Raw genomic sequence first — 26,969 nt, forward strand, 5'->3', positions numbered from 1 at the left:
CGCCGCACTCGCGGCGGTCGCGATGCTGATGCCCACGCCATCCGCATGGCCGCAAGACCCCGGGTTCGACCTGCAGGCCCACCGCGGCGGGCGCGGCGAGTTCACCGAGGAATCATTGCGGGCCTTCGCCAACGCGATCGAACTCGGCGTCAGCACACTAGAACTCGACGTCGTCATCACCAAAGACGGCCTGCCCCTGGTATGGCACGACCCGACGATCGATCCGGAGAAGTGCGCCGACACCGGCCCGGAATTCGCCGGCGACCCGGAGTATCCGTACGTCGGCAAGCTGGTGCACGAACTCACCTGGGCGCAGATTCGCACACTCGACTGCGGCCGCAGGCTCGCCGAGTTCCCGCACGCGGAAGTGGTGCGGGGCAACAGGATAGCGACGCTGCCGCAGGTCTTCGCGCTCGCCGACGCTCATCGCGCCGACGTGCGCTACAACATCGAGACCAAGGTGGAGGCCGACCGGCCCGGCGCGTCGGCCGAGCCTCAAGAATTCGTCGACGCGATTCTGGCCGCTGTCCGGGCCGCGGGCAAGGTTGACCGCGTGGAGATTCAGAGCTTCGACTGGCGCACCCTGCCGATGGTGCGCCGGGCCGAGCCGTCGATTCCGTTGGCGGCGCTGTACGACGACGGGACCTGGGCGCCCGGCTCGCCATGGTTGGCCGGCATCGACGCCGCGGCCGTCGGCGACCCGATCGTCGGGGCGCTGATGGTGGGCGCCAACATCGTCTCGCCCGACTACCGGCTGGTCACCGGCAGGCCCTACGTCGACCACGCACACGCGTTGGGGCTCAAGGTGATTCCGTGGACTGTCAATGACGCGGGTGCAATGCGCGAGCAGATCGGCTACGGCGTCGACGGCATCATCACCGACTACCCGACGCTGCTGCGCGGCGGGCTGGCCGGCCTCGGCATGCCGCTACCGCAGCCGTATCCGCGCGGTTAGCGCCGGCCCGCGTCGTCACCCGCCTCGGTGGCTAGCTGGCCGAGCTGCGGGTCAGGCTGTCGTCCGCGCGGACCGGCAGTTCGCGTCGCGGCCTGCGACGGTTGGCCATCGCCGCCCGCCACACCATGCCCGGGCGCAGCAAACGGGTGGCAGGGTCGATCAGCGCCGTCACCCGGACGAACCGGTCAACCGCGGTGGGGTCGTATTCGGTCGCGGTGAGGATGCGGTCGATGTACCCGTTGAGCAGCCGCGTGAACAGTGGCGGCGTGCCCTCGATCTCGGGCAGGCAGAGGTCGGGGTTTGCCGACAAATCCCACGCCTGGCGGATCGGCACCGCCGCGGCCCGGAAGAATCGCCGCGCCAAATCGGTTGTGCCGCCGGACAAGCAGGTGCGCAGCGCCAAGGCCTCCAGCGCGGCCACCGTCATGCCCTGGCCGTAGATCGGATTGAAGCTGCAGATCGCGTCGCCCATGACCAGCAGGCCGTCGGGGAAGCGTTGCATCTTGTCGTAGCGGCGCCATTGGCTGGACGGTTGACCGTGGCGCGCGGGCTCCCCGATGGGTTCGGACTCCAGCACCGCGGCCAGCAGGCGCGGCGGTGTGCAATCCTCGATGAACTCGCACATCGACATCAGGTCGGTGGGTGGCGCGAGTCCCGCTATGCCGTAGACGGTGAACATCCAGGTGTCGTTTTCTGCACGCACCATGCCCACCCCACGCGGCCGGCCCGGCACGGCTCCGACCAAGAAAGCGAACTCGTGCAGCGCGTCGGGCGCCATGCACAAATGTTGGCTCACATAGGTCAGTTGCACCGGCACGTGGACCTCGGCCGGGCGCTGATAGCCCAGGGCGGTCAGCCACGCCGGGGTGCGGGCGCCGCGGCCGGTGGCATCGAGAACCAGGTCCGCGCTCAGCGCGATGTCCTCGCGGGTGCGACGGTTGACCACGCGGGCGCCGGTGACGCGGTGGCGGTCCGGTGTCGTGATCACATCGACGATGTCGTGGTCGTCGAGCAGCGTGATGTTGGCGATGCGGCGCAGCCGCGCGCGGACGTGCTCTTCGAGGAAGGGCCGGGTGGCGAGGTACGCGGCGAAGGAGGGGGCGCCGCCGGTGCGCACCATCAGGTGCCCGCCCAGGTGGTAGTACAGCCGGGAGAGGTCCCGGCCGTCCAGGTGATGGGCGCCGTCGACGACCATCTGATCGAGGATGCCGGGGAACAGCTGCTCGATCGCCTGGGCGCCGCGGGGCAGTAGCCCGTGCAAATGGCGGCCCTGCGGCACGCCCCGGCGGGCGGCGGCGGTTTCGGGAGGAATGTCGGGCAGCGGATCGCGCTCCACCACCGTGACCTTGTCGTAGAACTCGCTGAGTGAGCGCGCGGCCAGCAGGCCGGCCATGCTCGCTCCCAATACCAGTGCGTGATTTCCGATCTTCGCCATAGCCCACCGCCTGTGCTGAGCAGTTATCCGACAAAAGTCATGGTCAGGCAGGCAGCACTGGGCCGGACAGCGTAGTCGGCTACGCCATTGCTGCGGGGCGGCTACACGTGAAGCCCCGAAACCGCCGAAAAAGATTCCCATTTGACGCGTGCGCGCCGTTATAGTCGCCGAGTGATCGGCGCCGAGCCGCTGACCGGGCGTGACAGCGAATTGGGAATCATTCGCCGCGCCCTGAGTCCGGGCGGCAACTACGCGGGCGTCGTTATCGCCGGGGCCGCCGGGGTGGGCAAGACGTGGCTTGCCCACGAGGTGCTGCGGCGCGCGGAGGCGGCGGGGGAGCACGTCACGTGGATCGTGGGCACCGACTCGGCGAAGGCAGTGCCCCTTGGGGCGTTCATCGGCGCCCTGGGCAGTGGGATGTCGGATCCGCTGACCGACGTGCGACGCGTGATTAATTCGTTTGTCGCACAACAGCGGCAGCGCCGCGTGGTGCTGGGGATCGATGACGCGCACCTGCTGGACCGGCTGTCGGCGCTCGTTGTTCACCAGCTGGCTCAGTCGGGTGGGGTCCGGCTGGTGGTCACCGTCCGATCCTGCAGCGACGAACCCGATGCGGTGACCGCGCTGTGGAAGGACGGTCTGCTGGAAAGGATTGATCTGCGACCGCTTTCGGCCGAGGCGACCCGCGAGGTCATCGAGAGCAAGCTGGACGGGCCCGTCGATGCGCGCAGTGCCACGAGGTTCCAGAAGCTGACCGGGGGCAACGCCCTGTTCCTGCGGCAGCTGCTGGCCGATCAGGTGGCCGCCGGGCGGATGCGCAAGACGGCCGGGGTATGGATGTGGGACGGCGATGTCGCCGTCTCGGCGAGCCTGTCCGACACCGTCGGACGCCAGATGGGCCAGCTGAGCCCGCGGGTGGCGATGGTGATCGACACGCTGTCGCAGTGCGAGCCGCTGGCCGTGGAGGTGCTGTGCGATCTGGCGCGGCGCAGCGACCTGGCGGACGCTGAGCAGATGGGCCTGGTGAGCGTCGAACGCACCGGGGCCGGGCTGACGGCCAGGCTGGCCCACCCGCTGTTCGGTGAGCTGCGTCGCGCGAGCGCCGGCGAGCTGTACCTGTCGGGGATCCGCGGGAAATTGGCGGCGCGGCTGGGCAACGACGGCGACGCCGACATGCAGGCCACGGTGCGCCGCGCCCTGCTGCGCCTCGAGTCCGACCTCGACCCAGACCCCGGGCTGTACCTGGAGTCGGCACGGCACGCGATGACGCTGCTGGATTTGGATCTGGCCGACCGGTTCGCCACCGCGGCCGTCCGGGCCGGTGCGTCCGGGGCGGCGGGGGTGCGGGCCATGAACCTGGCGCTGCTCGGGCGGGGCGAGCCGGCCGAGGCGGCGCTGCGCGAGATGGCGGACCTCGACCTGCCCGACGGCCACCACTGGGCGACGGTGCGCGCCGCCAACCTGATGTGGAACCTGTTCAGCCTCAAAGACGCGGCGGCGATCCTCGACGGGCTGGCCGCGGCCACGGAGACCCCGGCCCAGCGGGCGGAGCGCCTGGCGGTGCAGGCGGGCTTGGACGCGGTGGCGGCGCGCTGTGAGCTCGCGGCCGAAACCGCGCGGGCCGCACTGGCTTTCCCCGAACTACCCGGTTTTCACCGGATGATGGCGTCACTGGCGCTGATCATGGCGATGGGCGCGCTGGGTCAGGTCGAGGAACTCCCCGACGTGGCCGAGCAAGCGCTGCGGCGCGCGACGACGTCGTTCCAGGCGTCCCACATGCGGTTCTGGTTCGGTGCCGTGTACGGCCGCGCCTGCCGGCTGACCGGGCGCATCGACGAATTCGTCAGCACAGCAACTCAATTGGCGGACTCTACCCGGGACATTCCGGGTCTGGCGTATGCGAACCTGGTCCTGCTGTCGGGCAACGCCGAGCTGGCCCGCGGCGCGGTCGCGGAGGCGGTTCGGCTGGTGCACGAGGCGGCGGCGGGAGTTGAAAGGCACAGTGTCACAACGGGTTTGCGGCCGGCGAGCTACTTCGCGCTGGCCGAGGCGCACGCCAAGCTCGGGCAGGCCGACGCGGCCAATGAGGCGGTCGTCGGGGCGTATGCGTGTGTGCCGGCCGACTTCCTGTTCATGCACACCGGACTGGCGCTGGCCAGCGGCTGGGCGATGGCGGCCAGCGGCCGGTTGGGTGAGGCCGTCGCGAGCGTGCGCGAGGCGGCACGGTTGGCCCGCGACCGCGGCCAGCCCACCCACGAGCTGGCCTGCATCCAGGCGGCCGCGCAATGGGGCGACGCGTCGCGCGCGGCGCGGGCGCGAGAGCTGGCCGACGCGTTGTCGCTGCCGCTGGCCGATGCCGTCGCCGCGCACGCGGAGGCGCTGGCGGCCTCCGACGGCGAGGGCCTGCTGGCGGCCTCGGTGGCGTATCGGGGGATCGGCGATCGGGTCGCGGCCGCCGATGCGGCGGCGCAGGCGTCCACGGTGTTCGACCAAGGCCAACACCACCGCCGCGGGTTGTACGCCGCCGCGTTGGCCAGGGAGCTGGCCGACGAGTGCGGCGGCCTGCACACACCGGCGCTGCACACGCCGACGGGCCTGAAGTTGTCGGGCCGTCAGCGCGACGTCATCGAGCTCGTGGTCGCCGGCCTGTCCAACCGCGAGATCGCCGAAAAGCTGGTGATGTCGGTGCGCACCGTGGAGGGGCACGTGTACCGCGCCTGCCAGCGGGTGGGCGCGCAGTCGCGCGAGGAGCTGGCGTCGATCATCCGGTCGGGCCCCTAGAGGCCGAGCAGTCGCGCGGAACCCCACAGCGCGACGACCGCCGCCCCCAACGCCACCGGCACCGTGCACAACCCGAGCCGGGTGTACTCACCGACGCCGGCCTCGACGTTGTGCTGACGTAACACGCGCCGCCACAACAGGTTTGACAGGGACCCGACGTAGGTCAGGTTCGGTCCGATGTTGACGCCGATCAGCACCGCCAGAATCGCCACCGGACCGCCGGGTGCCACTAGCGGCAGCAGCACCAGCGTGGCGGGCAGGTTGTTGACGACGTTGGCGAGCGCGGCCGCCACCGCCGCGATGCCGAGCAACGCGGGCAGGCCCGACCCGGTCGGCAACACCGCCGACATCGCCCTGTCCATCCCGTTCAGCGTGACCGCATGCACCACGACGCCCAGCGCCAGGACGAACACCAGGAACGACACCTGCGCCGAGCGTGCGATCTCCATCACCGAGGTGTGTCCGCGGCTCAGGCTGCGCACCCCCAACACCGTCGCGCCGGCGGCCGCAACCCAGGCCGGCGCGACCCCGATCGATTCGGAGAACGTGAACCCAACCAGCGTCAGCGCCACCACCACCAGGACGAAGACCGGTGGCCGCGGCAGCGGTCCGAGTTCTTCGGGATCGGGCGCCACGCGCAGCTCGCCGGCGAAAAACCACCGGAAGACCACGTACAGCGTGGCCACCGTGGCCAGCCACGGCAACGCCATTACCAGGGTGAACTTGGCGAAGGAAACCCCGGCGAGGTGAAAGGCCAACAGGTTGGTCAGGTTCGACACCGGCAGCAACAGCGATGCGCCGTTGGCCAGGTGCGCCGTGGCAAACGCGTAGGGGCGCACCGGCGTTCGCAGCCGCCGCACGGCCGCCAGCACCACCGGGGTCAGCAGCACCACGGTGGCGTCCAGGCTGAGCACCGCCGTGATGGTGGCGGCGATGACGAACACCTGCCGCAGCAGGCCGTGCGATCCGCGGGGCACCCGCGCGATCACCGCGCCTGCGGCCTCGAACAGGCCCTCGTCGTCGCACAGTTTGGCCAGCACCAGCACCGCGCCCAAAAAGCCGACCACACCGGACAAGTCGGTGACCTGCTTGGCGGCCTGATGCACCGATATCGCGCCGATCGCGATCACGATCAGCGCGGCAGGAACGGCGGCCACCGCCTCCGACAAGCCCCGCGGGCGAGCGACGGCAAAGCCGAGCACGACGGCAAGCAGCAGCAGCGCTACGGTCAGTGTCAACGTCTAAATCCAGGGGTTTTCGCGTCGCCACAGCGTCGGAAAGTGCAGCGTGACGCCGTCGGCGGCGGCCAGCTCGTCGAGGACGCGCATCGACGCGTCCAGGTCGTCACCGGCGTAAGGCAAGGCCCGCAAGGGTTTTGACAAAGGTCGGAAGAAGTCGTCCCAGTGGATGGCGATCACCCGGCGCGCCCCCACCGCGCGCACGGTCTCGGTCCAGTAGTCGACCAGATAGGAGCGCGGCTGCAGGCCCAGCTGCCCGACGGACAGGTAGACGGCATCGGCGCGCTGTCCGCTCAACGCGCCTTCGACGAAGCCGGCGCTGCCCTGGATCAGCAGGCGGCGCCCCGACGGCCGGTGCGCAATCAGTGCCGACCACGACTCGCCGCACCGGTAGGCCGATGCCTGCACCGGCGGTATCAGCGGCGCGTCGATCACGCCGGGGAACCGATCGGGCGGGCAGTGATGCGACTCGATCAGGGTTACGTCGAAGGCGCCCAACGAAATTGGCTCACCGGAGGCGGCGACGACGAGGCGGTCTTCCGGCAGCCCGTAGCCGCGCCCGACGTTGGCCGCGGATTCGCCGCCGACCAGCTGCGCTCCGGTGCGGTCGGCGACCAGTGCCGAGTCCATCACGTGGTCGATGTGCGTGTGCACCGGAATGACGGCGTCCAGCCGGGACACCTTCGCGTGCGCGAGGCAGCCGTCCACCCGGGCCTGCGACGGCGACAGCTTGCCAGCCGCGATCCGCGCCAGGCTCGGGCGGGAGAAGTAGCCGTCGGTCATCAGCGCCGACGAACCGTCGTCGAGCAGCAGTGTCGCCACGCCCATCCACGTCACCGAGAGCGCCGCGGCATCGGCGGCGGGCACGTTGAAGCGATCCGAATACCGGGAGATGTCGGGCCGACCAAGTCGCAGGCGCATCAGCAGAACGACCCGATCTCGACGCCCGCGCCGCTGAGCCGGTCGCGTACCGCGGCCGCGATCTGCACCGCGCCCGGCGAATCACCGTGCACGCAAACCGATTCCACCTCGATCGGGATCAGGGAGCCGTCGATCGCGGTGACCTGTCCCGCGCTCACCATGGTGACCACGCGCTCGGCGATCTGCGCCGGGTCGTGCAGCACCGCGCCCGGTTCGCGCCGCGAAACCAGCCGGCCGTCCGGCGTATAGGCGCGGTCGGCGAACGCCTCGCCCACGGTGCGCAGCCCGCGGCTGGCGGCCTCGTCGAAAAACACCGAGCCCGCCATGCCCAGCACCGGAAACCCGGCGTCCACCAGCCGCACCGCCTCGGCCATCGCCGCGGCCTGCTCGCGGTTGGCGACGATCGTGTTGTACAGCGCGCCATGGGGTTTGACGTAGGAAACTGCCCCGCCGGCCGCATGCGCCAGCGCCTGCAACGCGCCGATCTGATACACGACGTCGGCGACCAGGTCCTCGGGGGCGACGTCGATGAAGCGCCTGCCGAACCCGGCCAGGTCGCGATAGCTGACTTGGGCGCCGATGCGCACGCCCCGTTCTGCGGCCGTCCGGCAGACCCGCATCAGCCCGGCCGGATCCCCGGCATGAAAGCCGCAGGCCACGTTGGCACTTGTGACGATCTCGAGCATCGCGTCGTCGTCGCCGAGGCGCCAGACGCCGAAGCCCTCGCCCAAGTCGGCGTTGAGGTCGATACCGGCCATCCGCCTAGCTTATGAGCTAGGCAAGCACCGCTCGACGCCGTCCCAGCAGCCAGCAGCACAGATAGATCAAAAACGAGATCGTCGCGACGAAGACCGATACCGGAACGCCGGGTGCCAGCGACAACATGATCCCGCCCACCGCGGAGACCTCGGCGAAGACCACCGACGCCACGATCGCCGCCACCGGCGCGTTCACCACCCGGGCCGCCGCGGCCGCCGGCGTGATGAGCAGCGACATCACCAGCAGCGCCCCCACGATCTGCACGGCCTGCGCGGCGACCACGCCCACCAGCGCCGCGAACACTATGCCGAGGCCGCGCACCGGCACACCGCGGGCGGCGGCAACCTCGGAGTCGACGGTGGCGAACAGCAGCGGGCGGTAGCAGACCACCAGCACGGCGATGACGAGCAGGCACACCAGCCCGAGCATCGCCAGCCCGGAGTAGCCCACCCCGACGATCTGGCCGGTCAGCAACGCGAAACTGGTCGCCGTGCGGCCCGGGTAGAGGTAGATGAACAGCACGGCCAGGCCCATGCCGAACGCCAGCACCACGCCGGTGACCGAATCGCGCTCCCGGACCCGCTGGCCGAGGACGCCGAACAGCGCGGCCGCCAGGGCGCTGCCGATCAGCGCGCCCCAGCCCACCTCGAAGCCGATCAGCAGTGCGAATGCCGCTCCGGTCAGCGACAATTCGCTGGACCCGTGGACGGCGAACGACATCTGGCGCATCACGATGAACGGCCCGATCAGCCCCGCTACCAGCCCCAACAGCGCACCGGCCAGCAGCGCCTGCCGGACGAAGTCGTGGCTGAGCAACCGCGCGGTGATGTCGAAGGCGAACAGGTGCTGCAGGATCCCCGCGAGCTGTGAGTTCATAGCTGGTGCCCGCTGTCCTCGCCGACGACGACGTAGCGGTCGTTGACCTTCACCACCTGGATGTCGGCCCGGTAGAGCAGGGACAGCGTCTCGGTGGTCATGACCTGCTCGACGGTGCCGATCCGGAAGCGGCCGTCGACCAGGTACAGCACCCGATCCACGTACGGCAGGATCGTGTTGATCTCGTGGGTGACCATGATGACCGTGGTGTTGGCCTCGAGCCGGCGCCGGTTGATCAGTGCGGCAACGAGTTTGGCGTTGGCCGGGTCCAGGGCCAACAGCGGTTCGTCGCACAGCATCAGCATGGGGTCGCTGGCCAGCGCCTGGGCGATACGCACCCGCTGCAGCTCGCCGCCGGACATCACGCCGACGCGGACGTCGGCCAGCTGCGCGCCGTTGACCGCTTCGAGCGCGCGCCGCACGGTCTCGTGGCGGCGTCGCCGGTCGTCGGATCGCAGGGGCACGCAGCCCCAGTGGTGCCCGTCGACGCCGAGCCGGACCAGGTCGCGTCCGCGCAGCATCACTTCCCGGTCGATCGGGCGGTGTTGCGGCACATAGCCGATGCGCCCGCTGCCGGAGGTGACGTGCGTGCCGTTCACCGACGCGGCGCCCGCGCTCAGCAGCAGTTGCCCGAGCAACACCTTGAGCAGTGAGGTCTTGCCGGTGCCGTTGGGGCCGAGCACCGCGATGAACTCGCCCTGCGAGACCGACAGGTCCAGTTGGTCCCATAGCACCCGGTCCCCGAAGGCCAGCCGGGCGCCGGTCAGCGAGACGGCCGGGGGCTGGTGGTCGACGGTCTCGACCGTTTGGTCAATGACTGGCATTGCTTCGGCCGGTCTGCAACGCGGCGAGCAGCTGGTTGACGGTGTTGCGCTGCCAGGACAGGTAGTCGGTGCCGGTGGGCAGGGTCTCGGTCACCATGGTCACCGGCACCCCGGCCTTCTGGGCGGCCTGTTGCAGGCTGCCGATCGCCGGGGTGGACGTCTGCGGATTGATCAGCACCGCCGCGATCTGCCGCTGATTGACCAGGTCCAGGACGAAGGCCATGTCGGCGGGCGACGGGTCGGTCCCGTCCTCGTTGGCCTTGGTGAAGGCGGCCGGCGTCCGGTCCGCCAGTCGCGCGGCCTGCAGCAGGTAGTACGCGACCGGCTCGGTCGCGACGACCGAGACGCCCGGGTACTTGTCGGCGATCGAACGCTCGGTGGCCGCGATGCCATCGGTGTCGCGGCCGAACCCGGCGGCGTTGGCCCGAAACTCCGCGGCGTCGGCCGGGTCGATCGCCGCCAGCCGGTCGGCCACGGCGTTGGCCACCGCCTTGGCGACGTTCAGGTCGTAGAAGACGTGCTCGTTGGGCGCGTGCTCGCCGCCCGCGGTGGGCAGGAACGAGAAGGCATTCACCGGCTTGATATCGGGATGGCGGGCCAGCACTTCCTCGACCCAGCCGTCGTAGCCGCCGCCGTTGTAGACGACCAGCGACGAGTCGGTGATGGCCGCGGCATCGGACGGGCTGGCCTGGTAGGTGTGCGGATCGACGGTGGGGCCGGACAGGATCGACTTGACGGTGGCGTGGCGGCCGGCGACGGCGCTCACGACGCTGCCCCACACGTCGGTGGACGCCGCCACGGTGATACCGGCCGGGTGTGCCGCGCCGCCGCTCCCGCAGCCCGTCAGCGCGGCCACGCCGACGGCGACGGCTGCCAGCCAACGCGTCACCCTGACAGATGCCATCGTCTCCTACTTCGGTGAATCGCCCGCGCGAATCGATACCGCGCGGGCCGGGGCTGCCACCCAATACTAATGAAAATCGTTTCCATTAGGAAGTGGGGGATCAACGCCTGGTAGGAGGCATGCGCGGCTGCGCTGTAGCGTCACCGAACGTGAGTTCCACACCGCGGCGGCATGCGACTCTGGCGTCGTTGGCGGCCGAACTCAAGGTCTCGCGCACCACCATCTCGAACGCCTTCAATCGCCCGGATCAGCTCTCCAAAGACCTCCGCGAGCACATCCTCGCGACGGCCAAGCGCCTGGGCTATCCGGGGCCGGATCCGGTCGCGCGATCGTTGCGGACGCGCAAGGCCGGTGCGGTGGGCCTGGTGATGGCCGAACCGCTGACCTACTTCTTCAGCGACCCGGCGGCGCGGGATTTCGTTGCGGGAGTGGCGCAGTCCTGCGAAGAGCTGGGCCAGGGCCTGCTGCTGGTCGCGGTCGGTCCCACCCGCAGCCAGGACGACGGGACCGCCGCGGTGCTGGGCGCCGGGGTGGACGGCTTCGTCGTGTACTCGGTCTGCGACGACGACCCCTCCCTGCAGGTGGTGCTGCAGCGGCGCCTGCCCGTCGTGGTGGTCGACCAGCCGAAGGGGCTCGCCGACGTGTCCCGGGTGGGCATCGACGACCGGGCCGCGATGCGCGAATTGGCCGAGTACGTCCTGGGATTGGGGCATCGCGAGATCGGGCTGCTGACCATGCGCCTGGGCCGCGACCGCAGGCAGGCCCTGGCCGACGGCGATCGCCTGCGGTCGCTGAAGTTCGACGTGCAGCGCGAACGCATCGTCGGCGTGTGGGAGGCGATGCAGGCCGCCGGCGTGGATCCGGGTTCGCTGACCGTGGTGGAAAGCTACGAGCACCTGCCCGAGTCGGGCGGCGAGGCGGCCAAGGTGGCCCTCGAGGCGAATCCGCGGATCACCGCGTTGATGTGCACGGCGGACATCCTGGCGCTGTCGGCGATGGATTACCTTCGCGCACATGGCATTTACGTGCCCGGCCAGCTGACCGTCACCGGGTTCGACGGCGTCCCGGAGGCGCTCAGCCGCGGGCTGACCACGGTCGCCCAGCCGAGCCTGCGCAAGGGGCACCGGGCGGGCGAATTGCTGCTGAAGCCGCCCCGGTCTGGGCTACCGGTCGTCGAACTCCTGGACACCGAGCTGATCCGCGGTCGCACCTCGGGGCCGCCGGCCTAAGTGGCTGGCGCCGACCCGCTAAGCGCCGTTCTGGTCGCCGATCAGCAGCCGCACCGCGAGGTCCAGCCGCTTGCTGACGTCGGTCGCCGACGCCCGCCGCGTGAGCCACGCCAGCAGGTTCGACAGCCACACGTCCGAGATCACCCGGGCGATGTGGTACTGGTCCTCGGTCGGTTCGCCGTCGCTCATGGCGCGCGCGAACATGGAATCGATCAGCTTTTCGACCTGGTCGACCTCGCTGGCCGCCGACGCGTCGGCGAAAACGTAGGCCCGGGTCATCGCCTCGGTCAGCAGCGGGTTGCGCTGCATCGCGCGGTTGAGTTTGCCGACCATGAAATTCAGCCGCTGGAACGGCGTGCCACCGGCCACCGCGGAACGGTCCGTCTTGGCGTCGATGCGGCTGAATTCGCGGCCCAGCGCCGACACCAAAAGGTGCACCTTCGACGGGAAATAGCGGTACAGGGTCCCCACCGCGACGTCGGCCCGATCGGCCACCGCGCGCATCTGAACTGCCTCGTAACCGCCCTTGGAGGCAATGGCCATGGTGGCGTCCAGGATGCGCTTGCGGCGCTCCCGCTGTGCCTCCGAACCGAGTTCGGACTCGGCCAGTACCGTCACGTTCGTGACCTCGCGCGGCTGCGAGTCAGAGACGCGGCCGGGGTTGGTGTTCGCTGGCGACATCTGACGCGTTGCTCCTCTTCCGGGTGGTTCGTTCGCAAACGATACGCAAGCCGAGTGTGAATTTCCCACCTCCGTTCGGCCAAGACAACGATCTATCCTGCTGCAACGACATTCGACTTGACGATCGAACGCTGGCACTATTAGAACACGTTCTAGTGCGCGATAGCGCCCCTTAATGTCACGTTGTATTCAAGACCCGGAGGGCTTTACGTGGTAGCGACCGTCACCGACGAGCAGTTCGCGGCACGTGAGTTGGTGCGCGACTGGGCCCGCAACTCGAGTTCCGGGCCCGGTGGAACCACGGCCATCCGCGACGTCGAGCAGGGCGAGATCGACGCCTGGCGCCCGGTCTTCGGCCGCCTGGCCGACCTCGGCATATTCGGTGTCGCCGTCGCCGAGGACGCCGGTGGCGCGGGCGGCAGCGTAGAGGACCTGTGCGCGATGGTCGAGGAGGCCGCCAAGGCGCTGGTCCCCGGCCCGATCGCGACGACCGCGCTGGCCACCCTGGTGATATCCGATCCCGAGCTGCTGGGTGCGCTCGCCTCCGGTGAGCGCTTCGCCGGGCTCGCGCTCGAGGGCTCAGAAAACCAAGTGCAGTTCGACGGCGGCTCGGCGTCGGGCACCGTCGAATTCGTGCTGGGCGGCGCCGCAGGCGGGGTGCTGCTGCTGCCCGCCGGCGAGAAATGGGTGCTCGTCGACACCGAGAGCGACGGCGTCCAGGTCGAGCCGTTGCGGGCCGCCGACTTCTCCCGGCCGCTGGCACGTGTGGTGCTGTCGTCGGCGCCGGCGACAGCGATCGACGAGTCGCGGCAGCGGGTCGAGGAACTCGCCGCGACCGTGCTGGCCGCGGAGGCGGCCGGCGTCACCCGATGGTCGCTGACCACCGCGGTCGAATACGCGAAGGTGCGCGAGCAGTTCGGCAAGCCGATCGGCAGCTTCCAGGCCATCAAGCACCTGTGCGCCGAGATGCTGTGCCGCGCCGAGCAGGCCGAGGTGGCCGCCGCCGACGCCGCGCGCGCCGCAGCGGATTCCGGCGACGCCGACCAGTTCTCCATCGCCGCGGCGCTCGCCGCGAGTGTGGGCATCGCCGCGGCCAAGGCCAACGTCAAGGACTGCATCCAGGTCCTCGGCGGCATCGGCTGCACCTGGGAGCACGACGCGCACCTGTACCTGCGCCGGGCGCACTCGATCGGCCGGTTCCTCGGCGGCGCCGAGCGCTGGTTGCGCCGCATCACCGCGCTGACGCAGGACGGCGTGCGCCGCCGCCTGTCCATCGACATCACCGAGGTCGAGAGCCAGCGCGCCGAGATCGCCGCGGCCGTCGCCGAGATCGCCGCGCTGCCCGCCGAGAAGCGGCAGGTGGGTCTGGCCGACGCTGGACTGCAGGCGCCGCACTGGCCGAAACCCTATGGGCGCGCGGCCTCCCCGGCCGAGCAGCTGCTGATCGATCAGGAGCTGGCCGCCGCCGGCGTTGACCGCCCGGACCTGGTGATCGGCTGGTGGGCGGCGCCGACCATCCTCGAGCACGGCACGCCCGAACAGGTGGAGCAATTCGTACCGGGCACGTTGCGTGGCGAATTCCTTTGGTGCCAACTGTTTTCCGAGCCCGGCGCGGGCTCCGACCTGGCGTCGCTGCGCACTAAAGCAGTACGCACGGAGGACCCAGCCGGCGGCTGGCTGCTGACCGGGCAGAAGGTGTGGACGTCGGCGGCGCACAAGGCGCGCTGGGGCGTGTGCCTGGCTCGCACCGACCCCGACGCCCCGAAACACAAGGGCATCACCTACTTCCTGATCGACATGAAAGCGCCCGGCATCGACATCCGGCCGCTGCGCGAGATCACCGGCAAATCGCTGTTCAACGAAGTGTTCCTGGACAATGTGTTCGTGCCCGACGAGATGGTGGTCGGCGAGGTCAACGACGGCTGGCGGCTGGCGCGGACCACGCTCGCGAACGAACGCGTCGCGATGGCCAACGGGACCGCGCTGGGCAACCCGATGGAAGAGCTGCTAAAGCTCTTGGCGACAAGGGATCTCGACGTCGCCGAGCAGGACCGGCTCGGTCGCCTGATAATCCTTGCGCAGACGGGCGCGCTGCTGGACCAGCGGATCGCCCAGCTCGCGGTGGGCGGCCAGGATCCCGGCGCGCAATCCAGCGTGCGCAAGCTGATCGGGGTGCGCTACCGCCAGGCGCTGGCCGAATTCACGATGGACGTCGCCGAGGGCGGTGGGCTCGTCGACCGCCGGGACGACAAGGACCGGGCGGTGTTCGACTTCCTCAACACGCGCTGCCTGACGATCGCCGGCGGCACCGAGCAGATCCTGCTCACCGTCGCCGCCGAACGGCTGCTCGGCCTGCCCCGCTAACGGCTTACGAGAACGTCGTCACCGCGCAGGTGCTCGGCGACGTGACGTTGACGCCGCCGTAGACCACCTGGATGTGGGTGCAGGTGATGACGTTGCTGTCGGTCTTGGGCGCACCCGTCTGCCAGCTGGTGGAGTCGATGCGACCCGTCGTCTGATACTTGTCCGGCGGGCCCTCACCCATGTAGATCGTGGTGATCTCGTCCTTGCCCATCGACTTGTCGACCCGCTCGTACTGGCCGTTCGCGTGCGCGTCCAGGTAGGCCATCCGGTCGGACGAGCGGATCTCGGTGGTCTGGCGCGCCCACAGGCCGGGCGGGAAGCCGCTCACGCCGTCGGGCGTGCGCATGACGGCGCTCGCGGTGAAGTCGCAGTGGCCGTCGCCGGCGAAGCAGTTCAGCGTCATCCGCGTCTCGAGCTGGTTGGGCCCATCCAGCGGGAACAGCGTGGTGGCGGTGTTGCTGGCCGCGGCGCCGACGGGCGCAGGCAACACCATCAGCATCGACCCAACGACCGCAAACCCCGTGGCTAGCCGCTTCATCGCGCTTCCCTTCGGCCAACAAACCTCGCGACTAATCGTCGTAGGTGACTTCTACCGAATCAGATTCCGGGTGAGATTGACAGGCCAAGATCAGACCGTCGTCCAGATCTTCCTGCTCCAGGACATCGTTGATCTCCATGTTGACCTTGCCCTTGCGCAGCGTGCAGGCGCACGCGCCGCAGTGGCCTTCGCGGCAGGAGAACGGCGCATCGAGGCCCTTGGCGAGCAACACGTCGAGCAGCTTGGCGTTGCGCGGCCACGAAACGGTATGGGTCTCGCCGTCCAGCTCGACGATCGCGGTCGCCGGCGGCTCGTCGCCGTCGGCGGTGTCCTCGATCGTGATAGCCGCGAAAGGATCGGATTCCAGCGACTTGAACACCTCGATATGCACTTGTGCCGCAGGCACTTTCAGCGACTCCAGGGCTTGGCGGCTGGCATCCATGAACGGTCCGGGCCCGCAGATGAAGGCGTGCCGATCGGCGAACGGCGCGGCCAGCTTCGCCAGCGCGGTCGCGCTCGGCAGCCCCTGCAGCGACTCCAGCCAGTGCAGCACGGTGAGCCGGTCGGGGTACTTCGCCGCCAGCTCGCGCAGCGCGTCGGCGAAGATCACCGAGCGCTCGTCGCGGTTGGCGTAGATCAGCGTCACCTGCCCGCTGCCTTCGGACAGCGCCGATTTGCAGATCGACAGCACCGGGGTGATGCCGCTGCCGGCGGCCAGCAGCAGGAAGTCGTCGTCGAGCGTCTTGGGGACGAACGTCCCGGACGGGGCCAGCACGTGGATGCGCATGCCCGCTTGCGCGTTGTCGCACAGCCAGTTGGACGCGTATCCGTCGGCCGTGCGCTTGACGGTGACGGTCAACGCGTCGCCGGTGAACGGCGAGCTGCACAGCGAGTAGCAGCGCGCCACCGATCCGGTGCGCTCGCTGGGGATGCGCAGCGTCAGGAACTGGCCGGGCGCGTAGCGCAGCCGTTCCGGCGGGATGTCGGGGTCGCCCGCGGCGTCCGGGACCGAGAAGACCAGTGACCGCGCGTCGTCGGTCTCGGCGACGACCTCGGCGATCTGCAGTTCGAGAACGTGGTCGCCCAGCGGCTCGTCGGGAATCTCTTCCGTCAAGACCGGCCCCTCCTTTCGTCGCAACTAGAACATGTTATAGAAAACCCGATTCATATCGCTACCAGCCGCAGGAATACCCTGCTCGACACAAATCAGAACATGTTCTAGTCTTCAGTGTTAAGTCCGCAGTCCAGGAGGCAAAGGTAAGTGACGTCCATTCAACAGCGTGATGCGCAGTCGGTGTTGGCTGGGATCGATGATCTGCTTCCGCAGATTGCCGCGCGCGCTCAGGCGACGGAAGATCTGCGGCGGCTGCCCGACGAGACCGTTCAGCAGCTCGACGAGGTCGGTTTCTTCACCCTGCTGCAGCCCGAGCAGTGGGGCGGCCTGCAGTGCGATCCCACGCTGTTCTACGAGGCGGTGCGGCGGATCGCCAGTGCGTGCGGTTCCACCGGTTGGGTCAGCTCGATCATCGGCGTGCACAACTGGCACCTGGCGCTGTTCGACCAGCAGGCGCAGGAGGAGGTCTGGGGCGAGGACCCCAAGACCCGCGTCTCGTCGTCGTACGCCCCGATGGGCGCCGGCGTGGTGACCGACGGCGGCTACTTGGTCAATGGTTCGTGGAACTGGTCGTCGGGATGTGACCACGCCACGTGGGCGTTCCTCGGCGGCCCGGTCATCAAGGACGGCCGCCCCGTCGACTTCGGCAGCTTCCTGATCCCGCGCAGTGAGTACCGCATCGACGACGTGTGGCATGTCGTCGGCCTGCGCGGCACCGGCAGCAACACCGTGGTCGTCAAGGACGTTTTCGTGCCGCGCCACCGGTTCCTGTCCTACAAGGCGATGAACGACGGCACCGCCGGCGGGTATGAGAACAACACCGCAGCGGTGTACAAGATGCCTTGGGGCACAATGCATCCCACCACCATCTCGGCACCGATCGTCGGGATGGCCTACGGCGCTTACGACGCGCACGTCGAGCACCAGGGTAAGCGGGTGCGCGCGGCGTTCGCCGGCGAGAAGGCCAAGGATGACCCGTTCGCCAAGGTCCGCATCGCCGAGGCGGCCAGCGACATCGACGCCGCGTGGCGCCAGCTCAGCGGAAACGTCGCCGACGAGTTCGCGCTGTTGAGTGCCGGCAAGGAGATCCCGTTCGACTTGCGCACCCGCGCGCGCCGCGACCAGGTGCGCGCCACCGGACGTGCGATCGCTTCCATCGACCGGTTGTTCGAGGCTTCCGGCGCCACGGCGCTGGGCAACGACCAACCGGTGCAACGGTTCTGGCGTGACGCGCACGCCGGCCGGGTGCACGCGGCCAACGATCCCGAGCGGGCCTACCAGATCTTCGGGAACAACGAGTTCGGGTTGCCGCCCGGCGACACCATGGTCTAGCGCATGACTGCGACCGAGGAATTGACGTTCGAGTCCACCTCGCGCTTCGCAGAGGTGGACGTGGATGGGCCGCTGAAGCTGCACTACCACGAGGCGGGCGTAGGCAACGAGCAGACGATCGTGCTGTTGCACGGCGGCGGCCCGGGCGCGGCGAGCTGGACGAACTTCTCGCGCAACATCCCGGTGCTGGCAAGTAAGTTCCACGTGCTGGCCGTCGACCAGCCTGGCTACGGCCACTCCGACAAGCGCGCCGAGCACGCCCAGTTCAACCACTACGCGGCCAGGGCGCTCAAGGGCCTGTTCGACCAGCTGGAACTGGGACGCGTTCCGCTGGTGGGCAATTCGCTGGGCGGCGGTACGGCGGTCCGGTTCGCGCTCGACTACCCGGACCGGGCCGGCAAGCTGGTGCTGATGGGCCCCGGCGGGGTGAGCGTCAACCTGTTCGCCCCCGACCCGACCGAGGGCGTCAAGCGGCTGGGCAAGTTCTCCGCCGAGCCCACCCGCGAGAACCTCGAGGCGTTCCTGCGGGTGATGGTCTACGACCAGAAGATGATCACCCCCGAACTGGTCGAGCAGCGTTTCGAGCTGGCCAGCACGCCGGAGTCACTGACGGCGACCCGCGCGATGGGAATGTCTTTCGCCGGAGCCGATTTCGAGCTCGGCATGATGTGGCGTGAGGTGCACCGGCTGCGCCAGCCGGTGCTGCTGATCTGGGGCCGCGAGGACCGGGTCAACCCGCTGGACGGCGCCCTGGTGGCGCTCAAGACCATTCCGCGCGCGCAGCTGCACGTTTTCGGGCAATGTGGGCACTGGGCGCAAGTGGAGAAGTTCGACGAGTTCAACAAGCTCACCATCGACTTTTTGGGAGGGGTGTCATGACAAGCAGCGGCATCCGCTCTCTGGGCTACCTGCGTATTGAGACCACCGACATGGCGGCCTGGCGTGACTACGGGTGCAAGGTCCTCGGCATGATCGAGGGCAAGGGCAGCACCGAGGGTGCACTCTACTTAAGGATGGACGATTTTCCGGCCCGGCTGGTGATCGTTCCCGGCGAGCAGGACCGGCTCATCGAGGCCGGCTGGGAATGCGCGAATGCCGCTGGCCTGCAAGAGATCCGGAACTCACTCGATGTCGAGGGCACTCCCTACAAGGAGGCCACTGCCGCCGAGTTGGCCGATCGCCGGGTGGACGAGATGATCCGGTTCTCCGACCCGTCCGGCAACTGCCTGGAGGTCTTCCACGGCGCCGCGCTGGAGCACCGCCGGGTGGTCAGCCCGTACGGGCACAAGTTCGTCACCGCCGAGCAGGGCTTGGGGCACGTGGTGCTGACCACCCGCGACGACGAAGAGACGCTGCACTTCTACCGCGATGTGCTGGATTTCAAGCTGCGCGACTCGATGCGGCTGCCGCCGCAGGTGGTCGGCCGGCCCGCCGACGGGCCGCCGGCCTGGCTGCGGTTTCTGGGCTGCAATCCGCGGCACCACAGCCTGGCGTTCATGCCCGGGCAGACGCCCAGCGGCATCGTGCACCTGATGGTCGAGGTCGAAGAGGCCGACGACGTAGGGCTGTGTCTGGACCGGGCGCTGCGCAAGAAGGTGCCGATGTCGGCGACGCTCGGCCGCCACGTCAACGACCTGATGCTGTCCTTCTACATGAAGACACCCAGCGGATTCGACATTGAATTCGGTTGCGAGGGAAGACAAGTCGAAGACGACGACTGGATCGCCAGAGAGAGCACCGCGATCAGCCTGTGGGGCCACGACTTCAGTGTCGGCTTCAAGGGTTAGTTTCAGGGCTATGACTGCCGCGCCGATTGACCCGCGCACGTTCCGCAGCGTGCTCGGGCAGTTCTGCACTGGGATCACGATCATCACCACCGTGCACGACGACGTCCCGGTGGGCTTCGCCTGCCAGTCCTTCGCGGCGCTGTCGCTGGAGCCGCCGCTGGTGCTGTTCTGCCCGACCAAGGTCTCGCGATCGTGGAAGGCCATCGAGGCCAGCGGCCGATTCTGCGTCAACATGCTGACCGAGAGCCAGAAGCACGTCTCGGCCCGCTTCGGTTCCAAGGAGCCCGACAAATTCGCCGGGATCGACTGGCACGCTTCGGAACTCGGCTCACCGATCATCGACAGCTCGCTGGCATACATCGACTGCACGGTGGCCTCGGTGCACGACGGCGGCGACCACTTCGTGGTGTTCGGTGCGGTCGAGTCGATGTCGGAAGCCCCGAAGATCAAGCCGCGGCCCTTGCTGTTCTATCGCGGTGAGTACACCGGCATCGAGCCGGACAAGACCACACCGGCCCAATGGCGCGACGACCTGGATGCCTTCCTCACCACCACGACGCAGGACACCTGGCTCTAGCACCGCGATGGCGGCACACGGCCGCCGGTCCCGCGATCAGCTGGGCGTTCCGCGATATGTTTCGTGCCGGACGGCCTCGGCATCGGTCGCCGCTTCGGGTGACTCCGCCGACCATGCTGCGTCGGGATCCTTTGCGGCGCCGTCCGTATCGCCTTGGTGCTTGCCGGTTTTCGGGTCGATCTTGTCGGCGTGGCTCCACCGTTCCTGAAGTTGGTCGCGGGATGCTGACGCCTCGGTTTGATGCTGGGCCGCGCGCTCCTGCAGCCTTGCCGCTTCAGCCGCCTTGACCTCGGCCTCGGCCTGCGCGGCACGTGCTTTGGCGGCCGTCTCTTGAGCCAGCGCTTCGCGCCGGTCGACGCTGGCCGACTCCAGCCTGGCCTGCTCGCGAATCTCTTCGGCCTGCCGGTGCCGGCGCCTCCTGGTGGCGGTAATGGCCGCGACCACTACGGCGATCAATACAACCGCTGCCACTACTGCGATCACAATCCAAGTGCTGGTGCTCATATTGGTTCCCGTCATCTGTCTGGTTGCGCTGCAGCCGTCTTCACCGGATCCCCGTATTGGGCACAACTAAAACAAGCGCACTTCGCGATGCTCGGCTGCTGTCCGAGTCTGCGCAGCGAACGGCCAAGCACTACAAGCAAATCCACACCCCGCTCGGCGATCATCGTGGCGGTGGCGGACTGCACGATCGTCGGGGAGAATAGCCTCGGCGACGCGTGCGGGAACAACACGCGTGCGGGAACAAATCGCCCGGCGGTGTCGCAGGTCTCGCGGCAGGGTCCGGGGATGCGGGCGAGCACTGGCAGTGCCCGGTGGCCCGCTGAGGGGTCGGGCCACCGGCACAAGTCTGAATTACGATTTCCCCGTATTAGACATATATCAAACAAGTCCAAGTCGCGGTATCCCCAGTTTCCGGAAGCGATCGCATCTGGCGCCTTGATTAGATATCTGCTTATATAGATGGATGTCGAAACAGACGGATGCGATGTGTTGTCCGACGCTCGGAGCGGCCGCATTGGATGGGCCGCAGGCCGTCGAATTGGCAGCGATGTTCAAGGCTTTGGGCGACCCCGTCCGGTTACGGCTGCTGAGTCTCATCGCCAGCCACCCTGGCGGCCAGGCGTGTGTCTGCGAGATTTCGTCGAGCTTCGACGTCTCACAGCCGACCATCTCTCATCACCTCAAGCTGCTGCGCTCGGCCGGGCTCCTGGACTGCGAACGGCGCGGCACTTGGGTTTACTACTGGGTGCTGCCAGAGGCGTTACAGCGCCTCTCGGCGGTGCTGAAGATCGGGGACCTGGGTATCCCGCCGGCCGCGGACGGTTGCTCATGACCTCCACCCAAGCCCGCCGCGCCAGGGTCGCCGGACTGTCGACACTGGATCGGTTACTCCCGGTCTGGATCGGTGCGGCGATGCTTGCCGGCCTGCTACTGGGCCGCCTCGTTCCAGGCATCGGGTCGGCGTTGAGCGCAATCGAGCTGGACGGCGTCTCGCTGCCGATCGCGCTCGGGCTGCTGGTGATGATGTATCCGGTGCTGGCCAAGGTCCGCTATGACCGCCTGCGCGACGTCACCGCGGACCGCAAGCTCATGGCGTCGTCCTTGGTGCTGAATTGGCTGGCCGGGCCCGCCCTGATGTTCGCGCTGGCCTGGCTGCTGCTCGCGGATCTGCCCGAGTACCGCACCGGGCTGATCATCGTCGGACTGGCCCGCTGCATCGCGATGGTCATCATTTGGAATGACCTGGCCTGTGGCGACCGGGAGGCCGCCGCGGTACTGGTCGCGCTGAACTCACTGTTCCAAGTGGTCTGTTTTGCCCTGTTGGGCTGGTTCTACCTATCCGTGCTGCCCGGCTGGCTGGGCCTGCCGCAAACCGGAATCGACGTCAGCCCAGTCCACATCGCGAAATCCGTCGTCATCTTCCTCGGAATCCCGTTGCTGGCCGGATACTTGTCGCGCCGACTTGGCGAGCGCGCCAAAGGCCGGGACTGGTACGAGGGCCGCTTCGTGACGCGGATCGGCCCTTGGGCGCTCTACGGTCTGCTGTTCACCATCGTCATTTTGTTTGCGCTGCAAGGTCACCAGATCACCTCGCGGCCGTGGGATGTGGCACGCATCGCGCTCCCGCTGCTCGTGTACTTCGCGATCATGTGGGCCGGCGGATACGCCCTCGGCGTCCTGTTGCGAATGGGTTATGCCCGCACTACCACCCTGGCCTTCACCGCCGCAGGCAACAACTTCGAATTGGCCATCGCGGTGGCCATTGCGACCTACGGCGCCGCTTCCGGGCAAGCCCTCGCCGGCGTCGTCGGACCCCTCATCGAAGTGCCCGTTCTCGTCGCGCTGGTCTACGTCTCGCTGGCGCTACGGCCGCGCCTGTAACACCACACTCGGAGAAGGGAATCACCATGTCGCGTATCCAGTTGGCCCTCAACGTCGACAACCTCGACGAGGCGATCACGTTTTACTCCAAGCTGTTCGGCTCCCCGCCGGCCAAAGTCAAACCCGGGTACGCCAACTTCGCGATCGACCAGCCCGCGCTCAAGCTGGTGCTGATCGAGAATCCCGACCGCGGCGGCAGCCTAAACCACCTCGGCGTCGAAGTCGCCGACAGTGACACCGTGCACCGTGAGATCGCCCGGCTAGGCGACCAAGGCCTGTTCACCGAGGAAGAGCTGGGCACCACTTGCTGTTTCGCCGCCCAGGACAAGGTTTGGGTTACCGGTCCCGGCCGGGAGCGTTGGGAGATCTACACGGTTCTATCCGACTCCGACACCTTCGGAGCCGGCACGGATCAACCCGACGAAGCCTGCTGCGCCGGCTGAGCGGAATCAATGCGCGTACGTGGTCTCGGTGTTGGCATCGGAGAACATCTCCGAGACGATCAGCCACGAGCCATCACCCTGACGCTGCAGGGCCCGCAACGAGAAGTTGTCGCGGTCCAGCGTTTCGCCGCCGACCAACCCCTGACCCTTGACTTGCAGGTGCGCGCTGACCAACACCGTTTCCGGCGTCAGCACCCGGAAACTGGTCTGCGGCGGACCCGCGAGCTCGCCGCGATTGAAGTTGGCGTCGCCGAACAGGCCGCGCAGATAGTCGACGATCTCGTCGCGCCCGCGCTTGACCGTGCCGAAGGCGTTCACCCAGTCGGCATCCGCGGAGTACACGCCCCGCAGCGCCTCGGCGTCGCGATCGTCGAACGCCTTGAGCAACGTCAGCAGCGTCTTGCCGATCGCTTCCTGGTCCGCCGCGGGCAGCTCGGAGAAGTCGGCCACTACATGAAGTCCAGCGCTTCGACCGTCGCGATGGGGCCCTCATGCGTCGGACGGTTCGCGCCGCCGATGACGTAGACCGTGTTGCCCACCGTCGCGACCACCTCGGCATGCCGCGGCGTCGGCATCGGTGTCAGCGTGCTCCACTTGCCCTCGGAGATGTCGTACATCTCGATGACGTTGAGCACCCGGGTCGGCTCCTCGCCACCGACCGCCAGAATCCGGCCGTCGATGTAGGTGGCGCCGAAGCTTCCTCGTGGAGTCGGCATGCCCACCAACTTGGTCCACTGCCCCGATTGCGGGTCGAACCTTTCTAGAGCCGAGGAGTTCTTGTCCGAGGACAGGAATCGGCCGCCGACGGTGTAGACGTAGGTGCCGTCCGACACCGCCGCCAGATGCTCGCGCGGGGTGGGCATGTCGGCGGCGTCCTTCCACGAACTGCCGTCGAACACCTCGGTCTGCGGAACGAGTTGCTTGGCGTTCTGGCCCCCGACGGCGACCAGTTTGTCACCCACCACCGCCGCGGCCGGCGCCGCGCGAGGGTGGGAGAGGTTCGGCAGTTCGACCCAGTTGCCGCCGCGCAACGCGAACACGCGGTTGGACCCGTCGGCGAGGTTCTCGGTCGCGCCGCCGAGGACCACCACCTCGCCGCGGAACGTCGCCGCCGCGGCATGGTGCAGCGGAATGGGCAGCGGGGGACCGGTTTCCCACGCCCCGGTCTTCGGGTCGTAGCTCTCGACCGTCTGCAGGGGAACGCCGTTCTGCAGCCCCCCTATGATCCAGATCTTGTTGTTCAGCACGGCCCACGCCATCATCAGCCGGGCCGTCGGGGCATCGGGCAACGACCGCCACTGCGCCGCCGGCTGAATCTTGCGGGCCGGCAGTTTCAGCACTTCCGCAGTCGACGTCGGCTGGCTATCGCCGATGGTGCTCGACCCGCCGATCGCGTAGACGGACTTCTCGACCGCCGCCACGGCCATGCCGTGGCGCGGGGTCGACATGTCGGGCAGACCGGACCACGTCTTGCTCATCAGATCGAACACCGAAACGCTCTTGAGAACCTGCCCGCCGGACACCCCTCCGACGGCGACCAGCCGGCCGTCGGCAATGGCGACGCCAAGATCGCTGCGCGCCTGGGGAAGTGCGGGCAACGTCGTCCAGGTTTTGGCGGCCGGGTCATATGCCTCGACGTTCACCTGGTCGGAGTCCCCGGTGGTGCCGCCGACGGTATAGACGAGCTTTCCGTCCGACGCCGCGGCCAGCTGCTGGCGCGGAGTCGGTATCGGCGCGCCGAGGCTCCAGGACGTGCCGTCGAAGACCTCGGTGGTGTTAAGCAGTGCGCCGTGGGCGTCGACGCCGCCGGTGACGACCAGGCGGTCGCCCACGACCGCGGCCGCCGCTCCCGCGCGGGGCTGCAGCAACCGAGGCAACTCCACCCAGTGACTGTTGACGACCCGCCAAACCTGGTCGTTCGCAACAGGTTTGCCGCCGACGCTCTTGAAGCCGCCGAGTACCACGGGGTTGCCCTGCCAGTTGACCGCCATCGCGTCCTGCACGGCGACGGGTAGATCGTCGCCGCCCTTCCAGCTGTCGATGACGGGGTCGTAGCCCTCTTGTAGTGCCGTGACGGCGCCGTCGCTACGAATCCCGCCGAACACCCAGATGGTTCCGTCGACCTGCGTCGTCGCGGTCTCAACGCGCGACACACGGTCGTTGGTGATCGCCTTCCACGCCACCGGCGCCTGGGCCGTCGACGGGGTCGCGGCGCGCTTCTGGTTGTTGTTATCGGGTGCGAGCCCGAAATAGAGGCCCCCGATTACCAGCAGCACGACCACGACGAGGGCACCGCCGGTCAGCGCCATCCGGTTGCGCTTCTTCCCGGGTTCGGTCAACCATGCTCGCGCGCCGGCCAGCGGGGACTTCCGCGACGGCGGCGGGGTGCTGCCCGCGCCGCCGGCGTCCGCCATCTTTTGCGTCGGGCCGGACGACATCATTTGCGTCGGATCCGAGGCAGCGACTTGAGTCTCGGGCACCGGTTCGTTGTGCATGCTGCGCAAGATGTTCGCCGCCTCGACGAACTCTTCCGGTGGGGCGGGCGGCTCCTGCGGGCGGGACAGCTGCCCGGTCGTGGCGTCACGCGGGGGCGGGGCCACCGGCGTCACCCGGGCATTCGGCTGGTTGATACCGGTCGAGGCCGAATCGAAGGAGCTATCGGTGATCGCCATCGAGTCGGGCCGCAGGCCGCAGCTGCGCTGCACCGACTGCAGTTCGCGGCCGAACTCGGCCGCCGAGAGTGGCCGTTCGGCCGGATCGATCGACATGGCGTGCTCGATCGCCGCGCACACCGCGTCCGGGATTCCTTCCGGACGCATGTCGGGCACCCGGGTGGTGCTGATGCGCAGGTATTGCGCGACCAGATCCTCGTCGTTCTTGCGCTCGTGAGCAGCACTGCCGGCGACGAGCGCATAGATGGTCGCGCCGAGCGAGTAGAGGTCGGAAGCCACCGTCGCCGGTCCGCCGGTCATCACCTCGGGCGCGGTGTAATCGATTGTGCCGGAGAAGAATCCGGTCGCAGTCTCGTATCCGCCTTCGATGTGGGCGATCCCGAAATCGCTCAGCTGCGGCTCGCCGTAGTCGTTGACGAGTACGTTGGCTGGCTTGATGTCCCGGTGCAGGGTGCCGCTTCGGTGCGCGGTTTCCAATGCCCCGCACAGCTTCACACCGATCCGCAGGGCCTCGGGCCACGGGATCGGCCCTTCCTGTCGCAACCGGACGGCCAACGAATCGGCGGCCATGTACGGCATCACGATGTACGGCCGGCCGCTGTCGGTGACGCCGACGCGCAGAATGTTGACGATGTTCGGATGGCCCGACAGGCCACCCATCGCATAACCCTCGCGCAGGAATCGTTCTCTGCTCTCGTCGTTGATGTGCGACGGCAGCACCTTGCAGGCGACCTTGCGCCCGAGTGCGGTCTCGTAGCAGCAGTAGACCACTCCGGCACCGCCGCGGCCGACTTGGCGTGCTTCTTCGAATCCAGCGGCGGCTAGCTCCGCTGTGATCCCGCTAGTCGGTGAAGCCGTACCGTCGGCCTTGGGTCCGTCAGCCATATTCTCGACGCTCAACTCCCAGTGTTAACCGGATCAGGGAGCTCAAGAGTAACGCTCGTCACACGCGGCGGGAACGCAATCTGTCCATGATTTCTCCCGATACCCCCGCTGAACAGCCCGGCTAGCTGAAATCGCGGGTCTCGCGGGCTCAGCGGCACGTAGCAGCCCTGGCCTGATGGCGCGGCCGCGGCGCCGGGGACGAGGACATTCGCGGTCGCGTAATTCGGGTCAAAGATGTTCTGACGCCGGAGGTTTCCTGCGGATAATGG

Annotated in this window: 23 protein-coding genes and 1 pseudogene; 11 read left to right on the forward strand and 13 right to left on the reverse strand. The window is 68.3% G+C overall.

The genetic code is table 11. The features are described 5' to 3' along the window. The first annotated feature begins 22 nt into the window (after window positions 1–22). Window positions 23–955 carry a glycerophosphodiester phosphodiesterase gene (locus MRAB57_RS10350; RefSeq protein ID WP_077090526.1) on the forward strand — a complete coding sequence of 311 codons (933 nt, stop codon included), beginning with the start codon at window positions 23–25 and terminating at the stop codon, window positions 953–955. Between the two features lie 31 nt (window positions 956–986). Here MRAB57_RS10350 and MRAB57_RS10355 read toward each other — a convergent pair whose 3' ends face one another. Continuing rightward, window positions 987–2,390 (reverse strand): FAD-dependent oxidoreductase, encoded by a 1,404-nt coding sequence (locus MRAB57_RS10355; protein ID WP_077087477.1) that lies wholly within the window; start codon window positions 2,388–2,390, stop codon window positions 987–989. 171 nt (window positions 2,391–2,561) lie between these two features. Here MRAB57_RS10355 and MRAB57_RS10360 point away from each other — a divergent pair, with 171 nt between their 5' ends. Beyond that, window positions 2,562–5,171 carry a LuxR C-terminal-related transcriptional regulator gene (locus tag MRAB57_RS10360; RefSeq protein WP_077087478.1) on the forward strand — a complete coding sequence of 870 codons (2,610 nt, stop codon included), beginning with the start codon at window positions 2,562–2,564 and terminating at the stop codon, window positions 5,169–5,171. Here the strand turns inward: MRAB57_RS10360 and MRAB57_RS10365 are convergent. The 6 genes from MRAB57_RS10365 to MRAB57_RS10390 are packed head-to-tail and all read right to left on the reverse strand — an operon-like array spanning window position 5,168 to window position 10,693. Then, window positions 5,168–6,409, reverse strand: coding sequence for an SLC13 family permease (locus tag MRAB57_RS10365; RefSeq protein ID WP_077087479.1), 1,242 nt, complete (start codon window positions 6,407–6,409; stop codon window positions 5,168–5,170). The two genes, MRAB57_RS10360 and MRAB57_RS10365, sit on opposite strands and share 4 nt — an antisense overlap. A gap of 3 nt (window positions 6,410–6,412) precedes the next feature. Beyond that, a complete protein-coding gene (locus MRAB57_RS10370; RefSeq protein ID WP_077087480.1) occupies window positions 6,413–7,330 on the reverse strand; it encodes an MBL fold metallo-hydrolase in 918 nt (305 codons plus the stop codon). Then, window positions 7,330–8,088 carry a LamB/YcsF family protein gene (locus tag MRAB57_RS10375; RefSeq protein WP_077087481.1) on the reverse strand — a complete coding sequence of 253 codons (759 nt, stop codon included), beginning with the start codon at window positions 8,086–8,088 and terminating at the stop codon, window positions 7,330–7,332. The genes MRAB57_RS10370 and MRAB57_RS10375 overlap by 1 nt, the downstream gene beginning before the upstream one ends. A gap of 16 nt (window positions 8,089–8,104) precedes the next feature. Further along, window positions 8,105–8,965: a metal ABC transporter permease gene (locus MRAB57_RS10380; protein ID WP_077087482.1), complete on the reverse strand. Its 861-nt coding sequence runs from the start codon at window positions 8,963–8,965 to the stop codon at window positions 8,105–8,107. Next, window positions 8,962–9,789, reverse strand: coding sequence for a metal ABC transporter ATP-binding protein (locus MRAB57_RS10385; protein WP_077087483.1), 828 nt, complete (start codon window positions 9,787–9,789; stop codon window positions 8,962–8,964). Before MRAB57_RS10385 ends, MRAB57_RS10380 begins: the two co-directional genes overlap by 4 nt. Beyond that, a complete protein-coding gene (locus MRAB57_RS10390; protein ID WP_077087484.1) occupies window positions 9,776–10,693 on the reverse strand; it encodes a metal ABC transporter solute-binding protein, Zn/Mn family in 918 nt (305 codons plus the stop codon). Before MRAB57_RS10390 ends, MRAB57_RS10385 begins: the two co-directional genes overlap by 14 nt. 149 nt (window positions 10,694–10,842) lie before the next feature. Here MRAB57_RS10390 and MRAB57_RS10395 point away from each other — a divergent pair, with 149 nt between their 5' ends. Continuing rightward, window positions 10,843–11,922, forward strand: a complete 1,080-nt coding sequence (locus MRAB57_RS10395) for an Rv3575c family transcriptional regulator (protein ID WP_077087485.1) — start codon at window positions 10,843–10,845, stop codon at window positions 11,920–11,922. 18 nt (window positions 11,923–11,940) lie between these two features. On the opposite strand, the gene kstR is transcribed toward MRAB57_RS10395, so the two are convergent. Further along, the gene (gene kstR, locus MRAB57_RS10400; RefSeq protein ID WP_173814013.1) at window positions 11,941–12,540 is read right to left on the reverse strand and encodes a cholesterol catabolism transcriptional regulator KstR; all 600 of its coding nucleotides are present in this window, start codon (window positions 12,538–12,540) and stop codon (window positions 11,941–11,943) included. A 273-nt stretch (window positions 12,541–12,813) separates the two neighbouring features. On the opposite strand from kstR, the gene MRAB57_RS10405 reads away from it, so the two are divergent. After that, the gene (locus MRAB57_RS10405) at window positions 12,814–14,967 is read left to right on the forward strand and encodes an acyl-CoA dehydrogenase family protein (RefSeq protein WP_077087487.1); all 2,154 of its coding nucleotides are present in this window, start codon (window positions 12,814–12,816) and stop codon (window positions 14,965–14,967) included. Window positions 14,968–14,971: 4 nt separating this feature from the next. Here MRAB57_RS10405 and MRAB57_RS10410 read toward each other — a convergent pair whose 3' ends face one another. Further along, the gene (locus MRAB57_RS10410) at window positions 14,972–15,505 is read right to left on the reverse strand and encodes a hypothetical protein (protein WP_077087488.1); all 534 of its coding nucleotides are present in this window, start codon (window positions 15,503–15,505) and stop codon (window positions 14,972–14,974) included. Between the two features lie 31 nt (window positions 15,506–15,536). Further along, window positions 15,537–16,619, reverse strand: a complete 1,083-nt coding sequence (locus MRAB57_RS10415) for a ferredoxin--NADP reductase (protein ID WP_077087489.1) — start codon at window positions 16,617–16,619, stop codon at window positions 15,537–15,539. 147 nt (window positions 16,620–16,766) lie between these two features. Here MRAB57_RS10415 and hsaA point away from each other — a divergent pair, with 147 nt between their 5' ends. From hsaA to hsaB, 4 genes are read left to right on the forward strand one after another with little or no spacing between them, the layout of a single operon-like run. Beyond that, complete coding sequence (gene hsaA, locus MRAB57_RS10420; RefSeq protein ID WP_077087490.1) at window positions 16,767–17,951, forward strand: 3-hydroxy-9,10-secoandrosta-1,3,5(10)-triene-9,17-dione monooxygenase oxygenase subunit; 1,185 nt, start codon at window positions 16,767–16,769, stop codon at window positions 17,949–17,951. Between the two features lie 3 nt (window positions 17,952–17,954). Continuing rightward, the gene (gene hsaD / locus MRAB57_RS10425) at window positions 17,955–18,830 is read left to right on the forward strand and encodes a 4,5:9,10-diseco-3-hydroxy-5,9,17-trioxoandrosta-1(10),2-diene-4-oate hydrolase (RefSeq protein ID WP_077087491.1); all 876 of its coding nucleotides are present in this window, start codon (window positions 17,955–17,957) and stop codon (window positions 18,828–18,830) included. Further along, entirely contained in the window at window positions 18,827–19,738 is a 912-nt protein-coding gene (gene hsaC, locus MRAB57_RS10430) for an iron-dependent extradiol dioxygenase HsaC (RefSeq protein ID WP_077087492.1), read from the forward strand. Before hsaD ends, hsaC begins: the two co-directional genes overlap by 4 nt. Window positions 19,739–19,748: 10 nt before the next feature. After that, entirely contained in the window at window positions 19,749–20,315 is a 567-nt protein-coding gene (hsaB, locus tag MRAB57_RS10435) for a 3-hydroxy-9,10-secoandrosta-1,3,5(10)-triene-9,17-dione monooxygenase reductase subunit (RefSeq protein ID WP_077087493.1), read from the forward strand. 36 nt (window positions 20,316–20,351) lie between these two features. Here the strand turns inward: hsaB and MRAB57_RS10440 are convergent, their stop codons facing one another. Then, entirely contained in the window at window positions 20,352–20,786 is a 435-nt protein-coding gene (locus tag MRAB57_RS10440) for a hypothetical protein (protein ID WP_245835893.1), read from the reverse strand. A 496-nt stretch (window positions 20,787–21,282) separates the two neighbouring features. Here MRAB57_RS10440 and MRAB57_RS10445 point away from each other — a divergent pair, with 496 nt between their 5' ends. The 3 genes and pseudogenes from MRAB57_RS10445 (at window position 21,283) to MRAB57_RS10455 (ending at window position 23,143) form a co-directional block, all read left to right on the forward strand. Next, window positions 21,283–21,651 (forward strand): ArsR/SmtB family transcription factor, encoded by a 369-nt coding sequence (locus MRAB57_RS10445; protein WP_077087495.1) that lies wholly within the window; start codon window positions 21,283–21,285, stop codon window positions 21,649–21,651. After that, a pseudogene (gene arsB, locus MRAB57_RS10450) lies at window positions 21,648–22,697 on the forward strand (ACR3 family arsenite efflux transporter); the annotation flags it as partial. The gene MRAB57_RS10445 and the pseudogene arsB, both read left to right, overlap by 4 nt. A gap of 29 nt (window positions 22,698–22,726) precedes the next feature. Further along, on the forward strand, window positions 22,727–23,143 hold the full coding sequence (locus MRAB57_RS10455; RefSeq protein ID WP_077087497.1) for an ArsI/CadI family heavy metal resistance metalloenzyme: 417 nt from the start codon (window positions 22,727–22,729) through the stop codon (window positions 23,141–23,143). Window positions 23,144–23,149: 6 nt separating this feature from the next. On the opposite strand, the gene MRAB57_RS10460 is transcribed toward MRAB57_RS10455, so the two are convergent. Beyond that, window positions 23,150–23,593: a YybH family protein gene (locus MRAB57_RS10460; protein ID WP_077087498.1), complete on the reverse strand. Its 444-nt coding sequence runs from the start codon at window positions 23,591–23,593 to the stop codon at window positions 23,150–23,152. Further along, window positions 23,593–26,700, reverse strand: a complete 3,108-nt coding sequence (locus MRAB57_RS10465) for a serine/threonine-protein kinase (protein ID WP_077087499.1) — start codon at window positions 26,698–26,700, stop codon at window positions 23,593–23,595. Before MRAB57_RS10465 ends, MRAB57_RS10460 begins: the two co-directional genes overlap by 1 nt. Between the last annotated feature and the right edge of the window lie 269 nt (window positions 26,701–26,969).

It is taken from the genome of Mycobacterium rhizamassiliense (assembly GCF_900157375.1).
In the GTDB taxonomy this organism is placed as follows: domain Bacteria; phylum Actinomycetota; class Actinomycetes; order Mycobacteriales; family Mycobacteriaceae; genus Mycobacterium; species Mycobacterium rhizamassiliense.

What these genes read in the sequence shown, in the direction of transcription:
- MRAB57_RS10350 (WP_077090526.1), top strand. Translation starts at nt 23, where the DNA reads ATGCTGATGCCCACGCCATCCGCATGGCCGCAAGACCCCGGGTTCGAC.
- MRAB57_RS10355 (WP_077087477.1), bottom strand. Translation starts at nt 2,390, where the DNA reads ATGGCGAAGATCGGAAATCACGCACTGGTATTGGGAGCGAGCATGGCC.
- MRAB57_RS10370 (WP_077087480.1), bottom strand. Translation starts at nt 7,330, where the DNA reads ATGCGCCTGCGACTTGGTCGGCCCGACATCTCCCGGTATTCGGATCGC.
- MRAB57_RS10375 (WP_077087481.1), bottom strand. Translation starts at nt 8,088, where the DNA reads ATGGCCGGTATCGACCTCAACGCCGACTTGGGCGAGGGCTTCGGCGTC.
- MRAB57_RS10380 (WP_077087482.1), bottom strand. Translation starts at nt 8,965, where the DNA reads ATGAACTCACAGCTCGCGGGGATCCTGCAGCACCTGTTCGCCTTCGAC.
- MRAB57_RS10385 (WP_077087483.1), bottom strand. Translation starts at nt 9,789, where the DNA reads ATGCCAGTCATTGACCAAACGGTCGAGACCGTCGACCACCAGCCCCCG.
- MRAB57_RS10390 (WP_077087484.1), bottom strand. Translation starts at nt 10,693, where the DNA reads ATGGCATCTGTCAGGGTGACGCGTTGGCTGGCAGCCGTCGCCGTCGGC.
- MRAB57_RS10410 (WP_077087488.1), bottom strand. Translation starts at nt 15,505, where the DNA reads ATGAAGCGGCTAGCCACGGGGTTTGCGGTCGTTGGGTCGATGCTGATG.
- hsaD (WP_077087491.1), top strand. Translation starts at nt 17,955, where the DNA reads ATGACTGCGACCGAGGAATTGACGTTCGAGTCCACCTCGCGCTTCGCA.
- hsaC (WP_077087492.1), top strand. Translation starts at nt 18,827, where the DNA reads ATGACAAGCAGCGGCATCCGCTCTCTGGGCTACCTGCGTATTGAGACC.
- hsaB (WP_077087493.1), top strand. Translation starts at nt 19,749, where the DNA reads ATGACTGCCGCGCCGATTGACCCGCGCACGTTCCGCAGCGTGCTCGGG.
- MRAB57_RS10445 (WP_077087495.1), top strand. Translation starts at nt 21,283, where the DNA reads ATGTCGAAACAGACGGATGCGATGTGTTGTCCGACGCTCGGAGCGGCC.
- MRAB57_RS10455 (WP_077087497.1), top strand. Translation starts at nt 22,727, where the DNA reads ATGTCGCGTATCCAGTTGGCCCTCAACGTCGACAACCTCGACGAGGCG.
- MRAB57_RS10465 (WP_077087499.1), bottom strand. Translation starts at nt 26,700, where the DNA reads ATGGCTGACGGACCCAAGGCCGACGGTACGGCTTCACCGACTAGCGGG.